Below are 19,003 nucleotides of genomic sequence, written 5' to 3'. Positions count from 1 at the left end.
GTGCCGGGGCCGGCAGGGCCCCGGCACCTCGTGGCCGGCTACCGGCGATCAGCGTGCCACCGCGAGACGGTACGCCTCGTCGGTCGCCAGCAGCTCGCGATGGGTGCCCTCCGCCGTCACGGCCCCCTCGCCCAGCACGAGGACCCGGTCGGCGGCGTCGAGCAGCGCGGGGCTGCTCGTGATGACCACCGTGGTCCGGCCCCGGCGCAGTTCCGCGATGTTCCGGGCGACCATCTGCTCGGTCACCGCGTCCACCGCCGTGGTCGGGTCGTGCAGAACGAGGACCTCCGTGTCGGCGGCCAGCGCGCGGGCCAGCGAGAGACGCTGGCGCTGCCCGCCGGACAGGTTCGCGCCGCGGTCACGGACCTCGTAGTCCAGGCCCTGGCGGTGCAGCGCCACGACGTCGGTCAGCATCGACGCCTCGACCGCCTCGGGCACCGTCCGGCTCGTGCCGGCGGGGTCGATGTTCGAACGGAGCGTTCCGGCGAAGATCTCCCCGTCGTACGGGTTGACCAGCAGGCGCTCGCGCACCGTCTCGACGGGCAGTTCGCGGAGTTCCTGGCCGGAGAGCCGGACCACGCCCTCGTAACGGTCGGGTCCGACGTTCACCGCGAGGATCGAGGCGAGGTCCGCCGCCACGCGGGGCTGGTACGCGGCGATCGCGGTGAACTCCCCGGGCGGCACGTCGAACTTCACTCCGTGCAGGGCTCCGTACCGCACACAGTCGATCTCCAGGCTCCCGCCCGGAGCCGGGGAGGTCTCCGCCCCCGGCCCCGCCACCGGAGGGGCGGACAGCACGAGCGCCATCCGCTCGGCCGAGGCACGCGCCGTCATCACGTACTTCGGCATGTCCGAGAACAGCCGGAGCGGCTCCATGATGAACTGCGCCAGACCCACGGCCATGACGAGGTCACCGATGCCGATCTGCCCGGTGAAGGCCAGCCAGCCGGCCGTCAGGGACACCGAGGCGGCGAGCACCGCGTTCAGCCCCAGCGCCGTTCCCGCGTAGGCCCCGTTGACGCGGGCGACGACGACGGACTGCTGCCGCGCCTCCGTGCTCACCTTGCGGTACGACAGGAACGCCTCGTGGTTCCCGCCGAAACCGTGCAGCGGGCGCAGACCGGTGATCAGGTCGGCCACCTTGGCACCCGCCCGCGCCACCCTGGCCTGCTGCTCCTTCGTGCTGGAGCCGATCCTCCTGGACAGCACGCCGAGGACGGAGAGGATCGCCACGGTGCCGGCCATGACCAGCAGCCCCAGCCGCAGATCGGCCAGGCCCAGGGCGATCGCCGCGACCAGCACCGCGACCATGGAGCTGATCAGCATCGGCACCACCTCGACGATGTCTGCGGTCTGATCGGCGTCCTCGGTGGCGATGGTGAGGATCTCACCGGACTTGAGGTCGACGTCCCGGGCCACCGGCTGGAGGCCGCAGGCCGCGACCTCCACCCTCCAGCGGTGCGCCTCGGTCGTGTTGGCCTTCTGCAGGATGCGCATGCCGAACCGCCACGACAGCGACACGGTCGTGATGATCACGGCGAGGGCGGCGATCGACAGACCCAGCGAACCGGTGCTCCGGTTCTGCATCGTGTGCTCGACGATCAGGCCGAGCGCGATCGGGAAGGCCGTCTCGCCCGCCTGGTACATGCCCATGAGGACGGTGCCCCAGGCCATGGCCCCGATGTTGCGGCGTATGGCGGTACGCAGGATGTCGGACCCCGCGCGGCGGGATCTCCGGCTGTCAGGAGTTGTCATCGACGTGGCGGGCAATCGCTTCCGGGGTCAGCAGGGTGAACAGATCGCGGATGGTGATCACTGGGCCGAACTCGCGGCGCAGGAGCCCCACCAGACGCACGGCCAGCATGGAGTGCCCTCCGAGGGAGACGAAGTCGCTCACCGCACTCACCTCGTCGTCGTCCAGGTCGAGGGCCTCGGCGAAATACTCGCAGACCAAGGTCTCGGTCTCGGTCTCCGGGCCGCGTTCACCCGAAGTCGTCAGCGCGCCGAGCGGCTTGGGCTCCGGCAGGGCCTTGATGTCAGCCTTCCCGTTCACCGTGAGGGGGATGCCGTCGACCTGCGCGAAGTGCGTCGGGCGCAGGAAGTCGGGCAGGGCGGCGCCCACCTGCGCCGCGACCTCCGCGAGGTCCGCGCCGTCCAGCACGAGGTAGGCGGCCAGCCGGTACGCGCCGTCGACCTGCGGGTCGGGCTGGGCCACCGCGGCGGTGAACCGGACGGCCGGATGCGCCGCGAACGCCGCCTCGACCTCGCCCAGCTCGACACGGTGGCCCCTGATCTTGACCTGCTGGTCGGTGCGTCCGAGGTACATCAGGTTGCCGTCGGGCCGGCGGGCCACCAGGTCCCCGGTGCGGTACATCCGCTCGCCGGGCACGCCGAACGGCGACGCGACGAACCGGTGCGCCGTCTGCCCCGGCTGCCCGAGGTAGCCGCGGGCGATGCCGACGCCCGAGACGTAGAGCTCGCCGGGGACGCCGTCCGGCAGCGGGCGCAGCCAGGGGTCCAGGACGAACACGTCCGTGTTGTCGATCGCCACGCCCACCACCGGGTCCTCGCACTCGAAGGTGCCGACACCGAGCGTGTTGATGGTGTACTCGGTGGGGCCGTAGAGGTTGTAGCCGACCGTCCCCTCCGTGTCGGCGAGGCGCTGCCACAGAGCGGGGGTGACCGCCTCCCCGCCGAGCAGCACCAGTGCGGGGCGCCGCTCAGGATCGTCGAGCAGCCCCTGAGCCACCAGTTGCTGCGCGTAGGTGGGGGTCACGTTCACCACGTCGATGCGGTGCTCGTGGCAGTACGCGGCGAGGGCGGGCGCGTCGCGGCGCAGTTCCTCGTCGCAGATGTGCACCTCGTGGCCGTCGGCGAGCCACAGGAGCTCCTCCCACGACATGTCGAACGCGAAGGACACGGTGTGAGCGACGCGGAACACCCGGTTGCCGTGCTCCGCCAGCACCGGTCCGAAGATCCGCCGCTGATGGTTCAGCAGCATGTTGGTGAGGCCCGCGTACTCGGTGACGACGCCCTTGGGCCTGCCCGTCGAGCCGGAGGTGTAGATGGTGTACGCGGGGTGGCGGAGGCGGTCGGGGTCGCCCGGCGCGAACGTCGTGAACGGCTCGGCCGCCGGGAGCGGGCGGTCGAGTTCGATCAGTTCACCGGTCAGCCGGGGTGCGACGGAGGCGACGGTGAGGATGACCTCCGGCCGCGCGTCCTCGACGATGGTGGCGATGCGCTCGTCCGGGTGGTCCAGCTCCAGGGGTACGTAGGCCGCTCCGGTGCGCAGTACCGCGAACAGGGCCACGATCCAGTCGGGGGAGCGCGGGATGGCGAGACCGACGGTCCGCTCGGGTCCGATGCCGCGTCCGGTGAGGACGCCGGCCAGTTCGCGGCTGCGGTCGCGGAGTTCCGCGAAGGTCATGCTCCGTCCGTGCGAGACGAGCGCGACGCGCTGCGGGGTGCGGTCCGCGGCGAGGTCGAACCGGTCGACCACGGTGTCGGTGCCCAGGTCCGTGCGTTCGCCCGGCCCGGTCACCGGTCCGAGCCCCTTGAGGGATCCCACGAGACCTGTGGCACGGGCGAGCTCGTCCAGGATCTGTACGTAGTCGTCGAGGAGGCGGCGGGCCTCCGCGCCGGAGCCGTGGCGGTGTTCCAGCTTGACCGTCAGCTCGTCGCCCGGGGTGACGACCCAGGTGAACGGGTAGTGGGTGGAGTCGTCCGACTTCACCTCGGTGATGCCGTGCAGCGCGTTCATCTCGGCGAACGCGTCCCTGTCGATGAAGTTCTGGAGCACGAACAGGTTGTCGAAGAGGGTGTCGTGGCCTCCGGCCCGCTGGATCTCCCCGAGGCCCAGGTGCTCGTGGTCCATCGCCTCGATCCTGGCGTTCTGCACGGCGGTCAGGTACTCCCGGACCGTGTCACCGGGCCGGGCCCTGGTCCACATGGGCACGGTGTTGAGCAGGACGCCGACGACGTCGGACAGCCCCTCGCCCTCACGCCCCGAGACCGTCACACCGAACACTGCGTCGCTCCGCCCCGTGCGGGCGCCGAGCAGGAGGCCGAACGCGCCGGTGAGGACCGAGTTCAGGGTGACTCCGTGGGCCTTCGCCGCCTCGCGCAGCGCGTCGGACCGCCCGGCGGAGAGGGTGTGCAGCAGCGCGGGCGGGAGGTCGGCCGAGAGGGCGGGTGCCGGTCCGGCGAGCAGGGTCGGGCCCGGGAGCCCCTCCAGGTGGCGGGCCCAGAAGCGCTCCGACTCCGCCACGTCCTTCGCCGCCAGGGCGCGGGCGTAGTCCTCGAAGCCCGGGCGCTCCGGCGCCGTGTCCGGCCGCTCACCGGCGAGCAGGGCCCGATAGGCACCGAACAGATCGCGGAGCACGAGGGCCCGGGACCATCCGTCCCACAGCAGCAGGTGGTAGCTGAACAGCAGGCCGTCGCGTCCGTCCGGCAGCCGGACCACGGTCAGCCGGACCAGCGGCGGTTCGGCGGGGTCGAACCCGGTGTCGCGGTCCCGTCGGCGCAGTTCCTCGGTCTCCGCGTCTCCGGACACCTCGACGGTGCGGACCTCCACGCGGCGGCCCGCCTTGAGGATCTGCACCGGGTCGCCGTCGTCGTCGGTGCCGAAGCCCGCGCCGACGACCGGGTGCCGTGCGATCACGCACGCCATGGCATCGGCGAGGGCACGGGTGTCCAGGCGGCGGTCGAGGACGAACCAGTTCTGGGCCACGTAGTTCCCCGCCGGGCCGGCCAGCTGTGCCTGGAAGTACAGGCCGCGCTGGAGCGGCGTGACGGGTGCCGTGCGTTCGGCGTTCACCGCGGCGTCCGCCACGCTCTCCAGTGCGCGCAGCCAGTGCGTGGTGATCTCGTCGGGGATCTCCTCGGCGAGGGTGAAGGCGGCGTGGAGGATCCCGGTGTCCGCGTCGGTCCAGGCGTTGACCTCCACCGCGTACGGGCTGCCCTGGTCCCCGCCGGTGATGTGCAGCGCCTGGGACTCACCGCCCCTGCCCAGGTAGTTGAAGAGCACCTGCGGGCGGGCGGTCAGCAGCGGGGCCGTCTGCGGGTTGAGGTGGCGCAGGCGGCCGTAGGCGACGTGCCCGGCCTCGTCGGGCTGGCGCGCGGCGAGTTCCCGGGCGGCCTCGACCGGATCGGTGTGCGCGGTGAGACGGACGGGTGCGACGGCGGTGAACCAGCCCACGGTGCGGGTGTAGTCGTGGTGCTCCCGCACCGGGACCCGGCCGTGCCGCTCCAGATCGATCGCGAGGTCGCCGGGCGAGGGCTGCACCCGGGTGAGCGCCGTACGCAGCGCTCCGCACAGCAGCTCGGTGAGCGCGACCCCCAGGGCGGCCGGCGCCGTACGGGTCACCAGGTCGCTGACGGCGGGGTCGAGCGCGACCGGGGTCTCGCGCAGGCGGCCGATCGCCGGCAGCAGCGGGGGCGCCTGCAGGGTGTCGGCCCAGTGGCCGAGCGCGCCGGTGTCCTCGGCCGCCCGCAGGGACGACTCCTCGGCGTATTCGGCGTAGGGGGTGGTCGCCGGGGCGAGGGCCTCACCGCGCAGGGCGGCCGCCATGTCGTCCAGCAGGATGAGCCAGGACACCGCGTCCACCGCGAGGTGGTGCACGGTGATCACCACGGTGCCGGTCGTCTCGATCCAGGTGAACGCGATGACGTTCCCCGACTCGGGGTCGAGCGTGGCGGCGGCTTCGTCGGCGACGGCGCCGGGGTCCGCGGTGACGGTGCGCACGACGGGGACGTCGTGGGCCGGCCCGGTGCGCAGGCTCCACACCCCGTGCTCGATCCGCAGCCGGAGCCGGAGCGCCGGGTGTGTGGCGACGACGGCGTTCGCGGCGCGCCGTACGTCGGCGAGTCCGGCTCCCCCGGGCGCCTGCAGTGCCCGTGCCTGGGCGAACCTGGCGAGGGATCCGCCCAGTTCACGTCGGCGCAGGATGATCGGGGTCGGCACCACCGGGCCGTCCTCGGGGCGGGCGGGCGCCGCCTGGTCCTGGCGTGGGCGGGGTATGCGGGTGCTCAGGAGTGCGGCGAGGGCTCGCGGCGTCTTGTGCAGGAACACGTCGCGGGGTGAGACCGGCAGGCCGAGCGCCCTGGCCCGGTTGACCACGGTGATGGCGATGATGCTGTCGCCGCCGGCGCGGAAGAAGTCGGTGTCGGCGTCGGCGTCGGGCAGGGCGAGGATGTCGGCGAACAGACCGACCAGGGAACCGAGCGCACCGTCGGTGACGGCGGCCCGCGGGTCGTCGTCGGCGGCCGGCGTCCCGTCGTGGGCGGCCCGTTCCACGAGCGCCTTGCGGTCCAGCTTGCCGTTGACGGTCAGCGGCAGGACGTCCACGGGGAGGACCCGGCCGGGCACCATGTGCGCCGGCAGCCGCGCCGAGAGGGCGGCGGTGAGGTCGCCCGGTGCCCGGCCGACCACGTGCGCCACCAGGTGGTCGCCGCTGTCCGCCACGGTGACCGCGACGTCGACCACGCCGTCGAGTTCGCGCACGGCCGACTCGACCTCGCCGAGTTCGATGCGGAAGCCCTTGAGCTGGACCTGGTCGTCCGCACGGCCGGCGAACTCCAGCTCGCCGCCGAGACTGCGGCGGGCCAGGTCACCCGTGTGGTACATCCGGCTGCCGTCGCGCGTGAAGGGGTTCGCGACGAACCGGCCGGCGGTGAGACCCGGGCGTCCCAGGTAGCCGAGCGACACCTGGTCGCCCGCGACGTAGATGGCGCCCACCCGGCCCGGCGGTACCGGGCGGAGCCGGTCGTCGAGCAGGTAGGTCACGAGCCCCGGGATCGGGCCGCCGATGGGGCTGGCGCCGTCGCGGCCGGCCTCGCGGAAGTCGGATTCGTCCAGCACCCGGTGGGTGACGTGGACGGTGGTCTCGGTGATGCCGTACATGTTGACCAGCTCGGGTGAGGCCGTCCCGTGACGCTCGACCCAGCCGCGCAGCCGGCCGAGGTCCAGGGCCTCGCCGCCGAAGACGATCCGGCGCAGGGCGGGGAGGGGCTCACCGACGAGCCGGTCGGCCTCGATGAACTGGTGGAAGGCCGAGGGTGTCTGGTTGAGCACCGTCACGCCCCGCTCGCGCACCAGCCGGTGGAAGTCGACGGGGGATCGGGTCAGCGCGTAGTCGGGGACCAGCAGTTCGCCGCCGTGGACCAGGGCGCCCCACAGCTCCCAGACCGCGAAGTCGAAGGAGTAGGAGTGGAACTGGACCCATACGTCACCGGGCCCGAAGTCCATGTCCGGCTGGGTGCGGGCGAGGAGGGTCACCACGCTCGAGTGGGGGACGACGACGCCCTTGGGGCGGCCGGTCGACCCCGAGGTGTAGATGACGTACGCGGGATCGTGCCAGCCGGCCTCCACGACGGGGGCCCGCTCGGCCTCGGCGGGCGGTTCGTCGCCCAGCACCAGGAGGCGGGCGGACACGCCCGCGCGGCCCAGCAGTGCCTCGAAACGCTCCCGTTGGTCCCCCGTGACGAGGACGGTCTGCGGTGCGGAGTCCGCGAGGACGTACTCCAGCCTGTCGTCCGGGTACGCCGTGTCCAGCGGTACGTACGCGCCGCCCGCCGAGACGACCGCGATCAGCGCGACGACCTGTTCGACGGAGCGCGGGACCGCCACGGCGACCCGTTGCCCCGGCCCTACCCCGGTCGCCCTCAGGGCGGCGGCCAGCTCGCCCTTGGCCCGGGCGAGTTCGGCGTAGGTCAGGGAACGGGTGGTGCCGTCGAGGCCGCACCGGGTGACGGCCACCGCCGCGGGGTTCCTCGCGGCGGCCGCGTCGAAGAGGGCGCCCAGGGACGTCGGGGCGATCCTCGCGAGGTTCCCGCCGGCCGTGAGCTCGGCGACGGGCCGGTCGGGCCCGCCGAGCAGGCCGGCCAGGGTGCGGGTGAAGACGCGCAGGATCTCGCGGGCGCCGTTCTCCCGGAGCAGTTCGGTGTCGTGGATCAGGTTGAACCGCGGGCGCCCGTCCAGGGCGCGCTCGACGACGAGGGTCAGCGGGTAGTGCGGGGCGCCCTCGTTGACGATGCCCGTGACGGAGAGGGTGTCGCCGGGACGGCGCAGTGCGGCGACGTCGGTCGCCACGTCGAACACCACGAGGGTGTCGAAGAGCGGGCCCGCTCCGGCCTGCCGGCCGATCCGTGCCAGGGAGACGTGCTGGTGGGGCAGGACGGTGCGCTGGTGCTCGCGCACCGAGGCCAGCAGGTCGCCCGAGGTGGTCGCGGCGTCCCACCGGGCTCGCAGCGGGACGGTGTTGATGAACAGGCCGACCATGTCCGCGATGCCCGGCACGTCGGCGTCGCGGCCCGACACGGTGGAGCCGAAGACCACGTCGTCGGAGCCGAGGATGCCGCCGAGGGTCAGCGCCCAGGCGCTGTGCACGGCGACGCTGAGCGTCGATCCGGCCGACCGGACGGCGGCGTCCACGTCGTGGTCGGGCTCGACGGAGACGTCGGCGAAGCTCCGGGAGGGGATGTGCCCCTCGGCCACCAGTGACGCTCCGGGCAGCCTGGTCAGCTCGCGGGCCCAGACCCGGTCGCTCTCCTCGGCGTCCCGGCCGGCGAGCCAGCCGACGTAGTCCTGGTATCCGCCGTTCGGGTACACGGTGCCAGGGGTGTGGTACTCGGCGAGCAGCGCGCGCAGCATCGGCGGCACCGACCAGCCGTCCGCGACGATGTGGTGGACGGTCTGCACCAGGACGTTCCGGCCGGCCGCCGAGTCGCGCACCAGCGTGTAGCGCATCAGAGGTCCCGTGGCCAGGTCGAAGCCGGCGCGACGGTCCCGTTCGGCGTGGGCGGCGAGCTCGTCCTCCGTGATGCCGGGCATGTCCACGACGGTGAAGGGTGCCTCGGTGCCGTCGTCCAGGACGGAGACCACTCGGCCGTCGGCGAGGGCGGTGAACCGGGCGGCCAGGTTCGGGTAGAGGGTGAGCAGGCGGGTGGCGGCGGCGGCGAGACGGCCGGTGTCGACCCCGCCCTCCAGGGTGAGCAGCTGTTGTTCGACGTAGCTGCCCGCGGAGTCGTCGTCGAAGACGGAGTGGAAGTAGAGGCCCTCCTGGAGGGGGGTGAGCGGCAGGACGGCGCGCAGGGTGGGGCCGTCCAGGGCGTCCACGTCTGCCTGCGTCAGGCTGACGAGCGGGAAGTCGCCCGGTGAGTGGCCGCCTTCCTCGAGCGCGGCGAGGCCGGTCAGGGCGTCCTGGAAGTAGCCGCCGATCACGTCGATGTCGGCGTCGGTGAACAGTCCTTCGGGCCACGAGATGGTGGTGACCAGTTCGAACTCACCGTTCGGGGCCGGTTCGGCGATCGCGTTGAACTCCAGCGAGCGCGTCAGGCGCATCCTGGGGTCCCGCCTCTCCCCCAGTTGCCCGGTGGTGCCGGTCAGTTGCCAGTCGCCGGAGGAGCCCGCGTCGAAGCGGCCCAGGTAGTTGAAGAGGACCTGGGGTGCGGGGGCGGGGAAGCCGGCGTCGGAGAGGTGGCGCAGCACGCCGTACGAGAGGCCGTTGCCCGGTACGCGGGCCAGGTCGTCCTTGACGGCCTTGAGGGCCGAGGCCAGGTAGGCGGGGGCGGTGAGGTCGGGCGCCGTCCCGGGGTCCACGGTCACCGGGAACAGGGTGGTGAACCAGCCGACCGTACGCGAGAGATCCGGCTCGGTACCCGTGACGGCCGCGACGTGGCGTCCCTCCCGGCCGTGGCCCTCCAGTTCGATGTGGGCGAAGGTCTGGTCCCCGCCCCGGTCGCGGCGCAGGCGGGCGAGGGCGACGGCGAGCGCGGTCAGCAGGACGTCGTTGACACCCGCGTGGAACTTCGCCGGGATCTCTCCCAGCAGCGCGGCCGTGACACGGGCGTCGGTGGAGACGGTGACGTGCCGCTCCCGCTCGACGGTGTCGTCCTCGGACAGGGGCCGTCTGCCCAGTGGGGCGTCCGGCCCGGGCAGGGGACGTGCGTAGTGGGCGCGGTCCGCTTCGAAGCCGGCGTTCTCGAGGTGCTGCGTCCAGCGGCGGAACGAGGTGCCCACCGGTGGGAGTTCGATCGCCTCACCGGCGCGGCGCCGGCGCCAGGCCGTCGCGAGGTCGTCCATCAGGACGCGCCAGGACACTCCGTCGACGACGACGTGATGCACGACGAGGACCAGCTGGCGGTCGGTGGGGCGCCAGACGGCCCGCAGCATGACGCCGTTGTCGGGATCGAGCCCCTCGGTGGCGAGGGCGACACACTCGTTCAGCGGCCTGTCGCTCTCCTCCCAGCCGGCCGGGGTGCCGTCTGCCGGGGGGACCTCGAAACCCCACCTCTCACCGCGGACGAGCCGGGCTCGCAGCATGTCGTGCCGGTCCACGAGGGCGGTCAGTGCGTCGTCCAGGGCCGCGGCGGTGAGGCCGGCGGGGGTGTTCAGGACGACGGACTGGACGAATCCGTCGACGGCGTCCGTGCTCCGGCCGAGCCACCGGACGATGGGTGACCCGGTGACGGGACCGGTCGCCACGTCGTCGTGGTCGGTGCCGGACGTGTCCTCGCGGCCGGCCACCGAGGCCAGCGCGCCCAGGACGCTGTGGGCGAAGATCTGTCCGGCTGTGACGTACAGGCCCGCCTCGCGCAGTGCGCTCAGCAGGGAGATCGCGAGAATGCTGTCGCCGCCGAGCTTGAAGAAGTCCTGGTCGACACCGACCTCGTCCAGCCGCAGCACCGAGGCGGCCGCGGCGCACACGATGCGTTCGGCGTCGGTGGAGGGCCGTACGACCGCGCCGGCGGCGATCTCGGGCTCGGGCAGGGCGCGCCGGTCCAGCTTGCCGTTCGGGGTGAGCGGGAACTCCTGCATCACGACCGCGTGGGCGGGGACCATGTACTCCACCATGTGTCCCGCGGCCCAGGTGAGGACCTCGTCCGCCGTCAGGTCCGGGCGGCCGGCGGCGGGGATCACGTAACCCACCAGGTAGGTACCGCCGGCGCTGTTCCTCCTCGCGACGACACAGGTGTGCCGCACGCCGGGGTGTTCGGCGAGGCCTGCCTCGACGTCCTCGAGTTCGAGGCGCATGCCGCGCACCTTGACCTGGTTGTCGGAGCGGCCGAGGAAGTCCAGCGAGCCGTCCGGGGCGAACCGTGCGAGGTCGCCGGTCCGGTACAGCCGTGAACCGTCCGTGGCGAACGGGTTCGCCACGAATCGGGAGGCGGTCAGTCCGGGGGCGTTGACGTAGCCCCGTCCCAGGAGGAAGCCGCCGACGTAGAGTTCGCCGCCGACGCCGACGGGCACCGGGCGCAGTTCGTCGTCCAGGACGTACAGCTGGGTGTTGGGGTTGGCCTTGCCGATGGACGTCGAAAGGCGCTCGGCGGCGCCCCGGTAGATGACGTGGGAGACGCCGATGGTCGTCTCCGCGGGGCCGTAGCCGTGGTACAGGGGGACGCCGTCGAGCTTGGCGCGGAACCGCTCGTAGAGCTCCGGGGTGAGCACTTCGCCACCGCACCACACGTGGCGCAGGCTGCCGAGGCGCCCGGAGTCGCCGGACATCTCCAGGAGGACGTCCAGCATGGAGGAGACGAGGTAGGTGAAGGTGACCCGCTGCTGCGCGATCACGGTCAGCAGGTGGTGCGGGTCGCGCTCCCCGCCGGGGCGCAGGACGATCAGCCGGCCGCCGCACACCAGGGGCAGGAAGATCTCGTTGATGGATATGTCGAAGGAGAGGGGCGCCTTGAACAGGGAGGCGTCGTCGTGCCCGAAACCGAGGATCTCGTCGACCTGCCAGAGCAGGCGCTCGCTGATGGCCTCGTGCCGGATCATGGCGCCCTTGGGGCGGCCGGTGGAGCCGGACGTGAAGATCACGTAGGCGAGTGAGTCGCCCCGCACGGTGACCGCGGAGTCATCCGTGGGGAGGCCGGCGTACGCCCAGTCGTCGATGTCGACGGCGACGGCCTCGGGTTCGGCGGGGTCGCCCTCGCCGGAGTCGTCGAGCTGGAGGACGACCCCCGCGTCCTCGATCACGACGGCGCGGCGTGCCGCGGGCCATTGGGGGTCGAGAGGCACGAAGGCGCCGCCGGCCCGGAGCACACCGAGCAGGCCGATCACCATCTCGGCGGAGCGGGAGAGCGAGATGCCGACCATCTGCTCGGCGGTGAGTCCGCGAGCCCTCAGACGATGCGCCAACTGCGCCGACAGGTCCGCCACCTGACGGTACGTCAGGGATCGTCGCCCATCGACCACGGCGGTCGCGCCGGGCCGGGTGCGGACCTGTTCGAGGAACAGCTCCACGATGGTCGGCCTGGCCCGGTCGGCCTCGGTGTCGTTCCACTCGGCCAGGGACGTGAGCCGCTCCGCCACCCCGGACGGACCGATGGTCCCGACGGGCCGGTCGGGGAAGTCCGCCAGGTCGTCGAGCGCGAGCTGCGCACCGGCCGGCAGGACGCCCTCCGGGGCGGTGAGACGCGCTCCGCCGTGGTCGAGCTCGACCGCCCAGCCCTCGGGCGCCGAGCCGCCGTTGTCGACCCAGGCGAGGACGTCCGCGAACAGCGTTCCGGGGGTGAGGTCCATGCCGTCCGGGCCGAGGCCCGTCGCCCAGTACGCCAGCCCTACGGCGCAGGCCTCGGCGACGCACCGGCCGGACCGGTCGCCGGTACGCCGGCGCATGTCGGCCAGGCGCGTGGGAGGGATCAGCACGAGACGAGCGCTCGGTTCCATCATTGAAGACTCAACACCCTTCCAGGTCACGAAGGTCAGCCTAACCTAAGTTAGGACCGCCTAACTACCCTCTCTCCAGGCGCGCCAGAGCTTCGCGTACCGGCCTCCGAGTGCCACGAGTTCGTCATGCGTGCCCTGCTCCACGACCCGGCCCGCCTCGAGTACCGCCACCCGGTCGGCGGCCACCGCCTGGGTCAGCCGGTGAGCCACGAACAGGGTGGTCCGGCCGGAACAGGCGGCCAGCACGGCGCGTTCGAGCTCGGCCGCGCCCTCGCTGCCCGCCTCCGCGGTCGATTCGTCGAGCACCACCACGGACGCGCGGCCCAGCACCAGCCTCGCCAGGGCGAGGGAGGCCACCCTGGTCCCCTCCAGACGCTCGCCTCCCTCGCCGACCGCCGTGTACAGCCCGCCGGGCAGGGCCTCCACCCACGCGTCGGCGCCCACGGTCCGCAGGGCGTCCATCAGTTGCGCGTCGGTGGCCTCCGGCGCCGCCAGCCTGAGGTCGTCGGCGAGCGGGCCGGAGAAGACATGGGTCTCCTGCGTCAGGATGCTGACCAGGGCCCTCGCGTCCGCCTCGTCGAGCCCGGCGAGGTCCTCCGAACCGATCCGCACCGATCCGGCCTGCGGGGTGCCGATGCCGGCGACCAGGGCCGCCAGGGTCGACTTGCCCGCGCCCGTCGCACCCACCAGGGCCAGCGAGCCGCCTGCCGGGATCGTCAGACTGACGTCCCGGAGCACCGGCTCCTCGGCGCCCGGATAGGCGAACGTGACTCCGCTCACCTGCACGTGACGCGGCGTCATGTCGTTCCGCGCGGCAGCGGTGTCTCCCACCAGCCGCTCCCCCGAGGACTCCGCGAGCACGCCGACCAGCCGGGTGAGGCTCGCGCCCGACTTCTGGGCCTCGTCGAAGGTGAACATGATGGCCCCCAGCGGCGTGAACAGCCGGTGGAACACCAGCGGAGCCGCCGACACGTCACCGAGGGAGGCCGAACCCGTCTCCAGCAGGGCGTATCCCACCACGAGGATCAGGACCAGGCCGATGAACTCCGCCCGGTTCTCCCGGCCAACGAAACGGCCGAACAGACGGAACACGTCGATGCCGATGTCCCGTACCCGCAGCGAGTCGGAGGCGACCCTCTCGCGAAAGGCCGCCTCGAGGCGGTACGCCCGCACGGTGTCGATGCCGTCCAGGCCGCTGATCAGCGCCTGCGCACGCTCCGCCTGGGCCACCGCCCGCCTCTGGTAGAGCGGGGCTGACCGCGGGAGGTACCAGCGCAGAGCGAGTCCGTACGCCGGCAGCGCGCAGGCTCCCGCCAGGCCGAGCCGCCAGTCCAGCCCGAACATGCCGATGGTGGCGATGGCCACCAGCACCCCCGCGGAGAACACGGTCGGGATGGCGGAGCGGATGCCCTTGGACAGGACGGCGACGTCGTCGCCGACCCGGGAGAGCACGTCTCCGCGACCCACCTGTTCCACACGGGTGCTCGGCATGCCCAGCACGGCGCGGACGGCGCGTTCACGCAACTGCGCTAGCAGGTCGGCGCCGAGCCGCCCGATCAGGTACGTGGACACGGCGGTGGCCGCCGCACCGAGCAGTGCGGCGGCCACCATCACGGCCCCGACGGCCACCAGGTCGGAGAGCGGACCGTCCCCCGTCACCCCGTCGACCACCCGCCCGACGAGGAGGACGGGGAGCATCTGGAGCGCCGCCCCGGCCACCGTGCTGAAGACGGTGGCCGTGGTCAGCCAGGGCATCTCACGACATCGGGCGGTGACCCACCGGACCGCCTGACGTCCGGTCGCCGTGTACAGGGCCGCCGGGGCGACGGGCGATTCCGTGGTGCTCACACCTAGGGCCTTTCGTTCGGATCATGCCGGGCTCGCGCGCCCTGGTGCCGCACCTCGCGGCGTTCTCGCCGGTCCCCGACGCGCCCTCCCCCAGCTCTCGACTCCGTTCGAGCAGGGGAGACCCCGTCCGGCTCCGTCCCCCGCCTTGCGATGCACGGCGCCGGGCCCCGCTCCCCGATCCGGCCCGATCCGGACGGAGGACCCTAGCCGATCGACTTGACGAGCTCGTCGATGGCGTACGGCATCGAGAGGAGGGTGGCCTGCGAGATGGCCGCTCCGGCTGCCGGGCCCTCACTGTCGAGGAGGTAGGAGACCTTGTCGTTCTTGACGACGTTCAGGTTGGTGAAGAGCTCGTACTTCTTCAGCGCGTCCATGTCCGCCTTGTCGTTGATGACGAACACCCGGTCGACGTCGATGAGGTCCATGCGCTCCGGCGAGAGGGCGGTGGAGAAGCCGCCGTCCGCGATCTCGTCGATCTCGGTCCGCCCCTTGAAGCCCATGCCCGTCAGGAGCTGGCCACGCACGTCGGTGGTGGTGAAGGGGTTGACCGCGTCCTTGTACCAGGAGGCCGCGACGGCGGTCTGACCGGCGAACTCCGGGTGCGCCTTCTTCACCTCGGCGAGCTTGTCGTCGATGCCCTTGATCATCGCCTCGCCCTGGTCGGCCTTGCCGAGGGCCTTGGCGATCTGCAGGGCGTTGTCCTGCCACGGAGCGCTGAACGGCTCCTTCTCGGCCTTGGTGCGGCCGACCGTCGGCGCGATCCGGGAGAGCTTGTCGTACGCGGCCTGGTCGACCTCCGAGTACACCGCGATGATCAGGTCCGGACGCAGCGCGGCGATCTTCTCGTAACTCGGTCCGGCGTCACCGTTGTTCATGATGACCTCGGGCTCGGCGTCGCCCCACCGGTCCTTCACCCAGGGCCACTGGGTGTTGATGTCGGGGGACTTGCCCGCCGGGTTGGGGTACTGGTCGACCATCCCGACCGGCTTGATTCCGAAGGCGAGGACCGTCTGGTCGTCGGTGTATCCGACGGTCACGACCCGCTCGGGGGCGGACTTGACGGTGGTCGATCCGAACGCGTGCTCCACGGTGACCGGGAAGGCACCCGACGACGCGGGGGCGCCGGCACCGGCGTCCTTCTCCTCGTCCGGGGTGTCGGAGCCGCACCCGGCCAGAAGGCCGACGCCGAGGGCTGCGGCGGACACGGCAGCCGCCACCCGCCGCCAGGGCTTCGAAGGTGTCGTTCGATCGAAGAGCATCCGGATTCCCTTGCTTTCGTGCTTCTGACGCCCCCCCATGTAAGGGCAGGCAAACCTTAGCGTGGGTTAGCGAGGTGAGCCTAGCCTAAGTTTGGGCCCGTGGACTCACTTGCCCGCAGCGCGGACGTGCGTCCTGCCGATCGGCACGACGAGCGGCCGCTCCGCCACCGGGTCGTCGATCACCGCGGCGCGCAACCCGAAGGCCTCTTCGAGGAGTTCGGCGGTCACGACGTCCCGGGGATGCCCCTGCGCCAGGACGGATCCCGCCTTCATCACGATCAGGTTGTCGCTGTAACGCGTCGCCAGATTGAGATCGTGCAGCACCATGACGACCGTGCGGCCCGACTCGTGGAGATCGTCCACGAGGTCGAGGACGTCGATGGCGTGCGCCAGGTCCAGATAGGTGGTGGGCTCGTCGAGCAGGAGCAGGTCGGTCCCCTGAGCGAGTGTCATGGAGATCCAGACGCGTTGACGCTGACCACCCGAGAGCTGGTCCACCGGGCGGTCGGCCAGGTCGGCGATCCCGGTCATGGCCAGCGACCGCTCCACCACGTCGACATCGTCCGAGGACCACTGCCGCAGCCAGCTCTGGTGCGGATGCCGGCCCCTCGCGACCAGATCGGCCACCGTCAGCCCCTCGGGGGCGACCGGTGACTGCGGGAGCAGGCCGAGCTTCTTCGCGACGTCGCGGGTCCTCAGCCTGGCGATGTCGTCCCCGTCCAGGACGACGGACCCCCGCGTCGGCTTCAGCAGCCGCGACAGGGTGCGCAGGAGCGTCGACTTGCCGCAGCCGTTCGGCCCGATGATCGTCGTCACGACACCTTGAGGGATCGTCACGTCCAGCCCGTCGAGGACGGTTCGCTCCCCGTACCCGACGGTGACGTCCCTGGCCGCCAGACGTGGGACGTCACGCGCTCGCGTCCCGGTCTCGGTGTCGGTCCCGGCGGTGTACTGAGCGACCACGACTCCCCCTGTATTTAGGTTCGCCTAACCTTTCTACCACCTATCGGCGGTTGGCCCGCACCAGGAGGTGGACGAGGAACGGCCCGCCGATGGCGGCGGTGACGACGCCGACCGGCAGGGAGACCGGCAGCGCCGTACGCGCCACGAGGTCCGAACCGAGCAGCAGCAGCGCTCCCACCGCCGCGGACGCCGGCAACGGCGGCGTGGGCGACTTCGTGAGACGCAACGCCACCTGTGGCGCGACCATGGCGACGAAGGGAACGGGGCCGGCGGCGCCGACCGCGGTCGCGGCGAGCAGCACGGCGCAGAGCAGCAGGACGGCGCGCACCCGCGTGTGCCGTACGCCCAGGCCCGCGGCCACGTCGTCACCCAGGTGCAGCGGTTTGAACTGAAAGGCCGCGCAGGTCACCACGGCGAGCAGGACGAGGGTTCCCCAGAACGCCGGTCCGATCTCGTGCCACGAGCGGCTGTCCAGCGATCCGACGAGCCAGGCCTGGGCGCGGGCCACGTCCCTGATGTCGGCGCCGGCCAGGAGCCATGTGGTGAGCGCCTGCATCACGGCGCTGACCGAGATGCCGATGAGGATGAGCCGGAAGCCGTCGACCCCTCTCCGCCATGCCAGGAAGTACACCAGCAGACCGGTGGCGAGACCGCCCGCGAGCGCCGCCGCGGAGAGCCCCACGGAGCCGGCGATCGCGCCGGAGGCACCGCCCGAGACCGTCACCAGCAGCACGGCGACCGTACTGGCTCCCCCGGTGATCCCCAGGATGTCCGGACTGGCCAGAGGATTGCGGGCGATGGACTGCGTGAGCGCTCCGGACAGCCCGAGCGCGACGCCCACGACGGCTCCGGCCGCGGCCCGGGGCATGCGCAGGTCCATGATCACGAACTCGTCCATCTGCCGGCCCCGGCCGAACAGGGTGGCCACGACCTGCCCGAGGCTCAGGGGGAACTCCCCCACCGTGATGGACAGGCAGAACGCCAGGAAGGCGGCCGCCGACAGGACCAGCGTGACCAGGACGATCCGCGGCCGCCACGCGAAGGACGCGCCGCCGAACCGGATTCCGGGCGTCACCGGGTGCTTCACCACGGTCTCGTTCATGCGGTCCTGAACTTTCCCCGCCACACCATGACCGCGAAGAACGGAGCTCCCAGGAGAGCGACGAGGACGCCCGCGTCCAGCTCTCCCGGCCGCACCACCACGCGCGCCACGATGTCGCAGACCAGAAGGACGACGGCGCCGAGCAGACCCGCGTACGGCACCAGCCACCGGTAGTCGGGCCCTGCCAGGTAGCGGGCGACGTGCGCCACCATCAGTCCGAGGAAGGCGATGGGGCCGCATGCCGCCGTGGCCGCCCCGGCGAGCAGCGTGATGGCGACGATGCCGACGGTCCGGGCCAGGGCGACGTTCACGCCCAGCCCTCGCGCCACGTCGTCGCCGAGGTTGAGGATGTTCAGGGAGGGCAGGGTGGCCAGGGCCGCCAGGAGCCCCGCGCCGACGAAGAAGGTCACCGGCCAGATGACGTCGAACCCGACTCCGGCCAACGAGCCCGCGTTCCAGAACCGCAGGACGTTGAGCGCCGCCTTGTCCGTCAGCGCGACGGCCGTGGTCATCGCCGCGAGGAACACGGTCACCCCCTGGCCCGCCAGGGCGAGGGTCAGCGGATTGCCGGCGCCCCGGCCGATGCTCGAGAGCCCGAAGACGACGACGCCGGCGATCGCGGCCCCCAGGAAGGCGAACCAGACGTACTGGTAGGGGCCGGCGAGCCCGAACAGGGAGATCGCCGTCACCACGGCGAACGACGCCCCGCTGTTCACCCCGAGCAGTCCGGTGTCCGCGATGGGGTTGCGCGTGTACCCCTGGATGAGTGCCCCGCCGACTCCGAGGGCGATGCCGGCGACGATCGCCAGGACCGTTCGCGGTACCCGCACGGTCTGCACGATGAGCCTGATGTCGGTTGCCTTCTGGCCCGGCTCGGGCCCGGCGAACAGCCCGTGCCACACCTCGCCGGGGCTCAGCGCCCGCGCACCGACGGCGAGCGAGAGGACCGCCGCCGCCACCAGGACCGCCAGGATGGCGGCCAACCCCGTGACCCGCCGCCGCCGGGCCGCTACGACCCGGGAGAGCGGCGGGCGTTCAACCACTGCTGTGCCCATGTCGGCCTACGCTATCCCTCGCTGGACACCACACCCTCCGCCGGCACCCGCCGTCGGCCTGCCGGCCGGCCGGCGGCCATCCGGTGCGCAGGGCACGGACGTTCTCCTC

At 72.2% G+C, this 19,003-nt stretch carries 7 protein-coding genes; all 7 read right to left on the bottom strand.

Annotated elements, in window-relative coordinates:
* Window positions 1–48: 48 nt before the first annotated feature.
* The 7 genes from ACFXOA_RS20910 to ACFXOA_RS20880 all read right to left on the bottom strand — a co-directional run bounded on the left by ACFXOA_RS20910 (window position 49) and on the right by ACFXOA_RS20880 (window position 18,894).
* Window positions 49–1,755 carry an ABC transporter ATP-binding protein gene (locus tag ACFXOA_RS20910; RefSeq protein ID WP_385030400.1) on the bottom strand — a complete coding sequence of 569 codons (1,707 nt, stop codon included), beginning with the start codon at window positions 1,753–1,755 and terminating at the stop codon, window positions 49–51.
* Window positions 1,742–12,670, bottom strand: a complete 10,929-nt coding sequence (locus tag ACFXOA_RS20905; protein WP_385030397.1) for an amino acid adenylation domain-containing protein — start codon at window positions 12,668–12,670, stop codon at window positions 1,742–1,744. Before ACFXOA_RS20905 ends, ACFXOA_RS20910 begins: the two co-directional genes overlap by 14 nt.
* 57 nt (window positions 12,671–12,727) lie before the next feature.
* Complete coding sequence (locus ACFXOA_RS20900; RefSeq protein ID WP_385030394.1) at window positions 12,728–14,515, bottom strand: ABC transporter ATP-binding protein; 1,788 nt, start codon at window positions 14,513–14,515, stop codon at window positions 12,728–12,730.
* Between the two features lie 203 nt (window positions 14,516–14,718).
* Window positions 14,719–15,774, bottom strand: coding sequence for an iron-siderophore ABC transporter substrate-binding protein (locus ACFXOA_RS20895; protein ID WP_385030391.1), 1,056 nt, complete (start codon window positions 15,772–15,774; stop codon window positions 14,719–14,721).
* Between the two features lie 105 nt (window positions 15,775–15,879).
* Window positions 15,880–16,737 carry an ABC transporter ATP-binding protein gene (locus ACFXOA_RS20890; RefSeq protein ID WP_385030388.1) on the bottom strand — a complete coding sequence of 286 codons (858 nt, stop codon included), beginning with the start codon at window positions 16,735–16,737 and terminating at the stop codon, window positions 15,880–15,882.
* A 40-nt stretch (window positions 16,738–16,777) separates the two neighbouring features.
* Window positions 16,778–17,839, bottom strand: coding sequence for a FecCD family ABC transporter permease (locus tag ACFXOA_RS20885; RefSeq protein WP_385030385.1), 1,062 nt, complete (start codon window positions 17,837–17,839; stop codon window positions 16,778–16,780).
* Window positions 17,836–18,894 carry a FecCD family ABC transporter permease gene (locus ACFXOA_RS20880; protein WP_385030382.1) on the bottom strand — a complete coding sequence of 353 codons (1,059 nt, stop codon included), beginning with the start codon at window positions 18,892–18,894 and terminating at the stop codon, window positions 17,836–17,838. Before ACFXOA_RS20880 ends, ACFXOA_RS20885 begins: the two co-directional genes overlap by 4 nt.
* Between the last annotated feature and the right edge of the window lie 109 nt (window positions 18,895–19,003).

This window comes from Streptomyces sp. NPDC059166 (assembly GCF_042755185.1).
In the GTDB taxonomy this organism is placed as follows: domain Bacteria; phylum Actinomycetota; class Actinomycetes; order Streptomycetales; family Streptomycetaceae; genus Streptomyces.
The sequence above is the reverse complement of the archived record's forward strand: the minus strand, read 5'-3'. Positions and strand labels throughout refer to the sequence as shown.

What these genes read in the sequence shown, in the direction of transcription:
- ACFXOA_RS20880 (WP_385030382.1), bottom strand. Translation starts at nt 18,894, where the DNA reads ATGGGCACAGCAGTGGTTGAACGCCCGCCGCTCTCCCGGGTCGTAGCG.
- ACFXOA_RS20885 (WP_385030385.1), bottom strand. Translation starts at nt 17,839, where the DNA reads ATGAACGAGACCGTGGTGAAGCACCCGGTGACGCCCGGAATCCGGTTC.
- ACFXOA_RS20905 (WP_385030397.1), bottom strand. Translation starts at nt 12,670, where the DNA reads ATGATGGAACCGAGCGCTCGTCTCGTGCTGATCCCTCCCACGCGCCTG.
- ACFXOA_RS20910 (WP_385030400.1), bottom strand. Translation starts at nt 1,755, where the DNA reads ATGACAACTCCTGACAGCCGGAGATCCCGCCGCGCGGGGTCCGACATC.
- ACFXOA_RS20895 (WP_385030391.1), bottom strand. Translation starts at nt 15,774, where the DNA reads ATGCTCTTCGATCGAACGACACCTTCGAAGCCCTGGCGGCGGGTGGCG.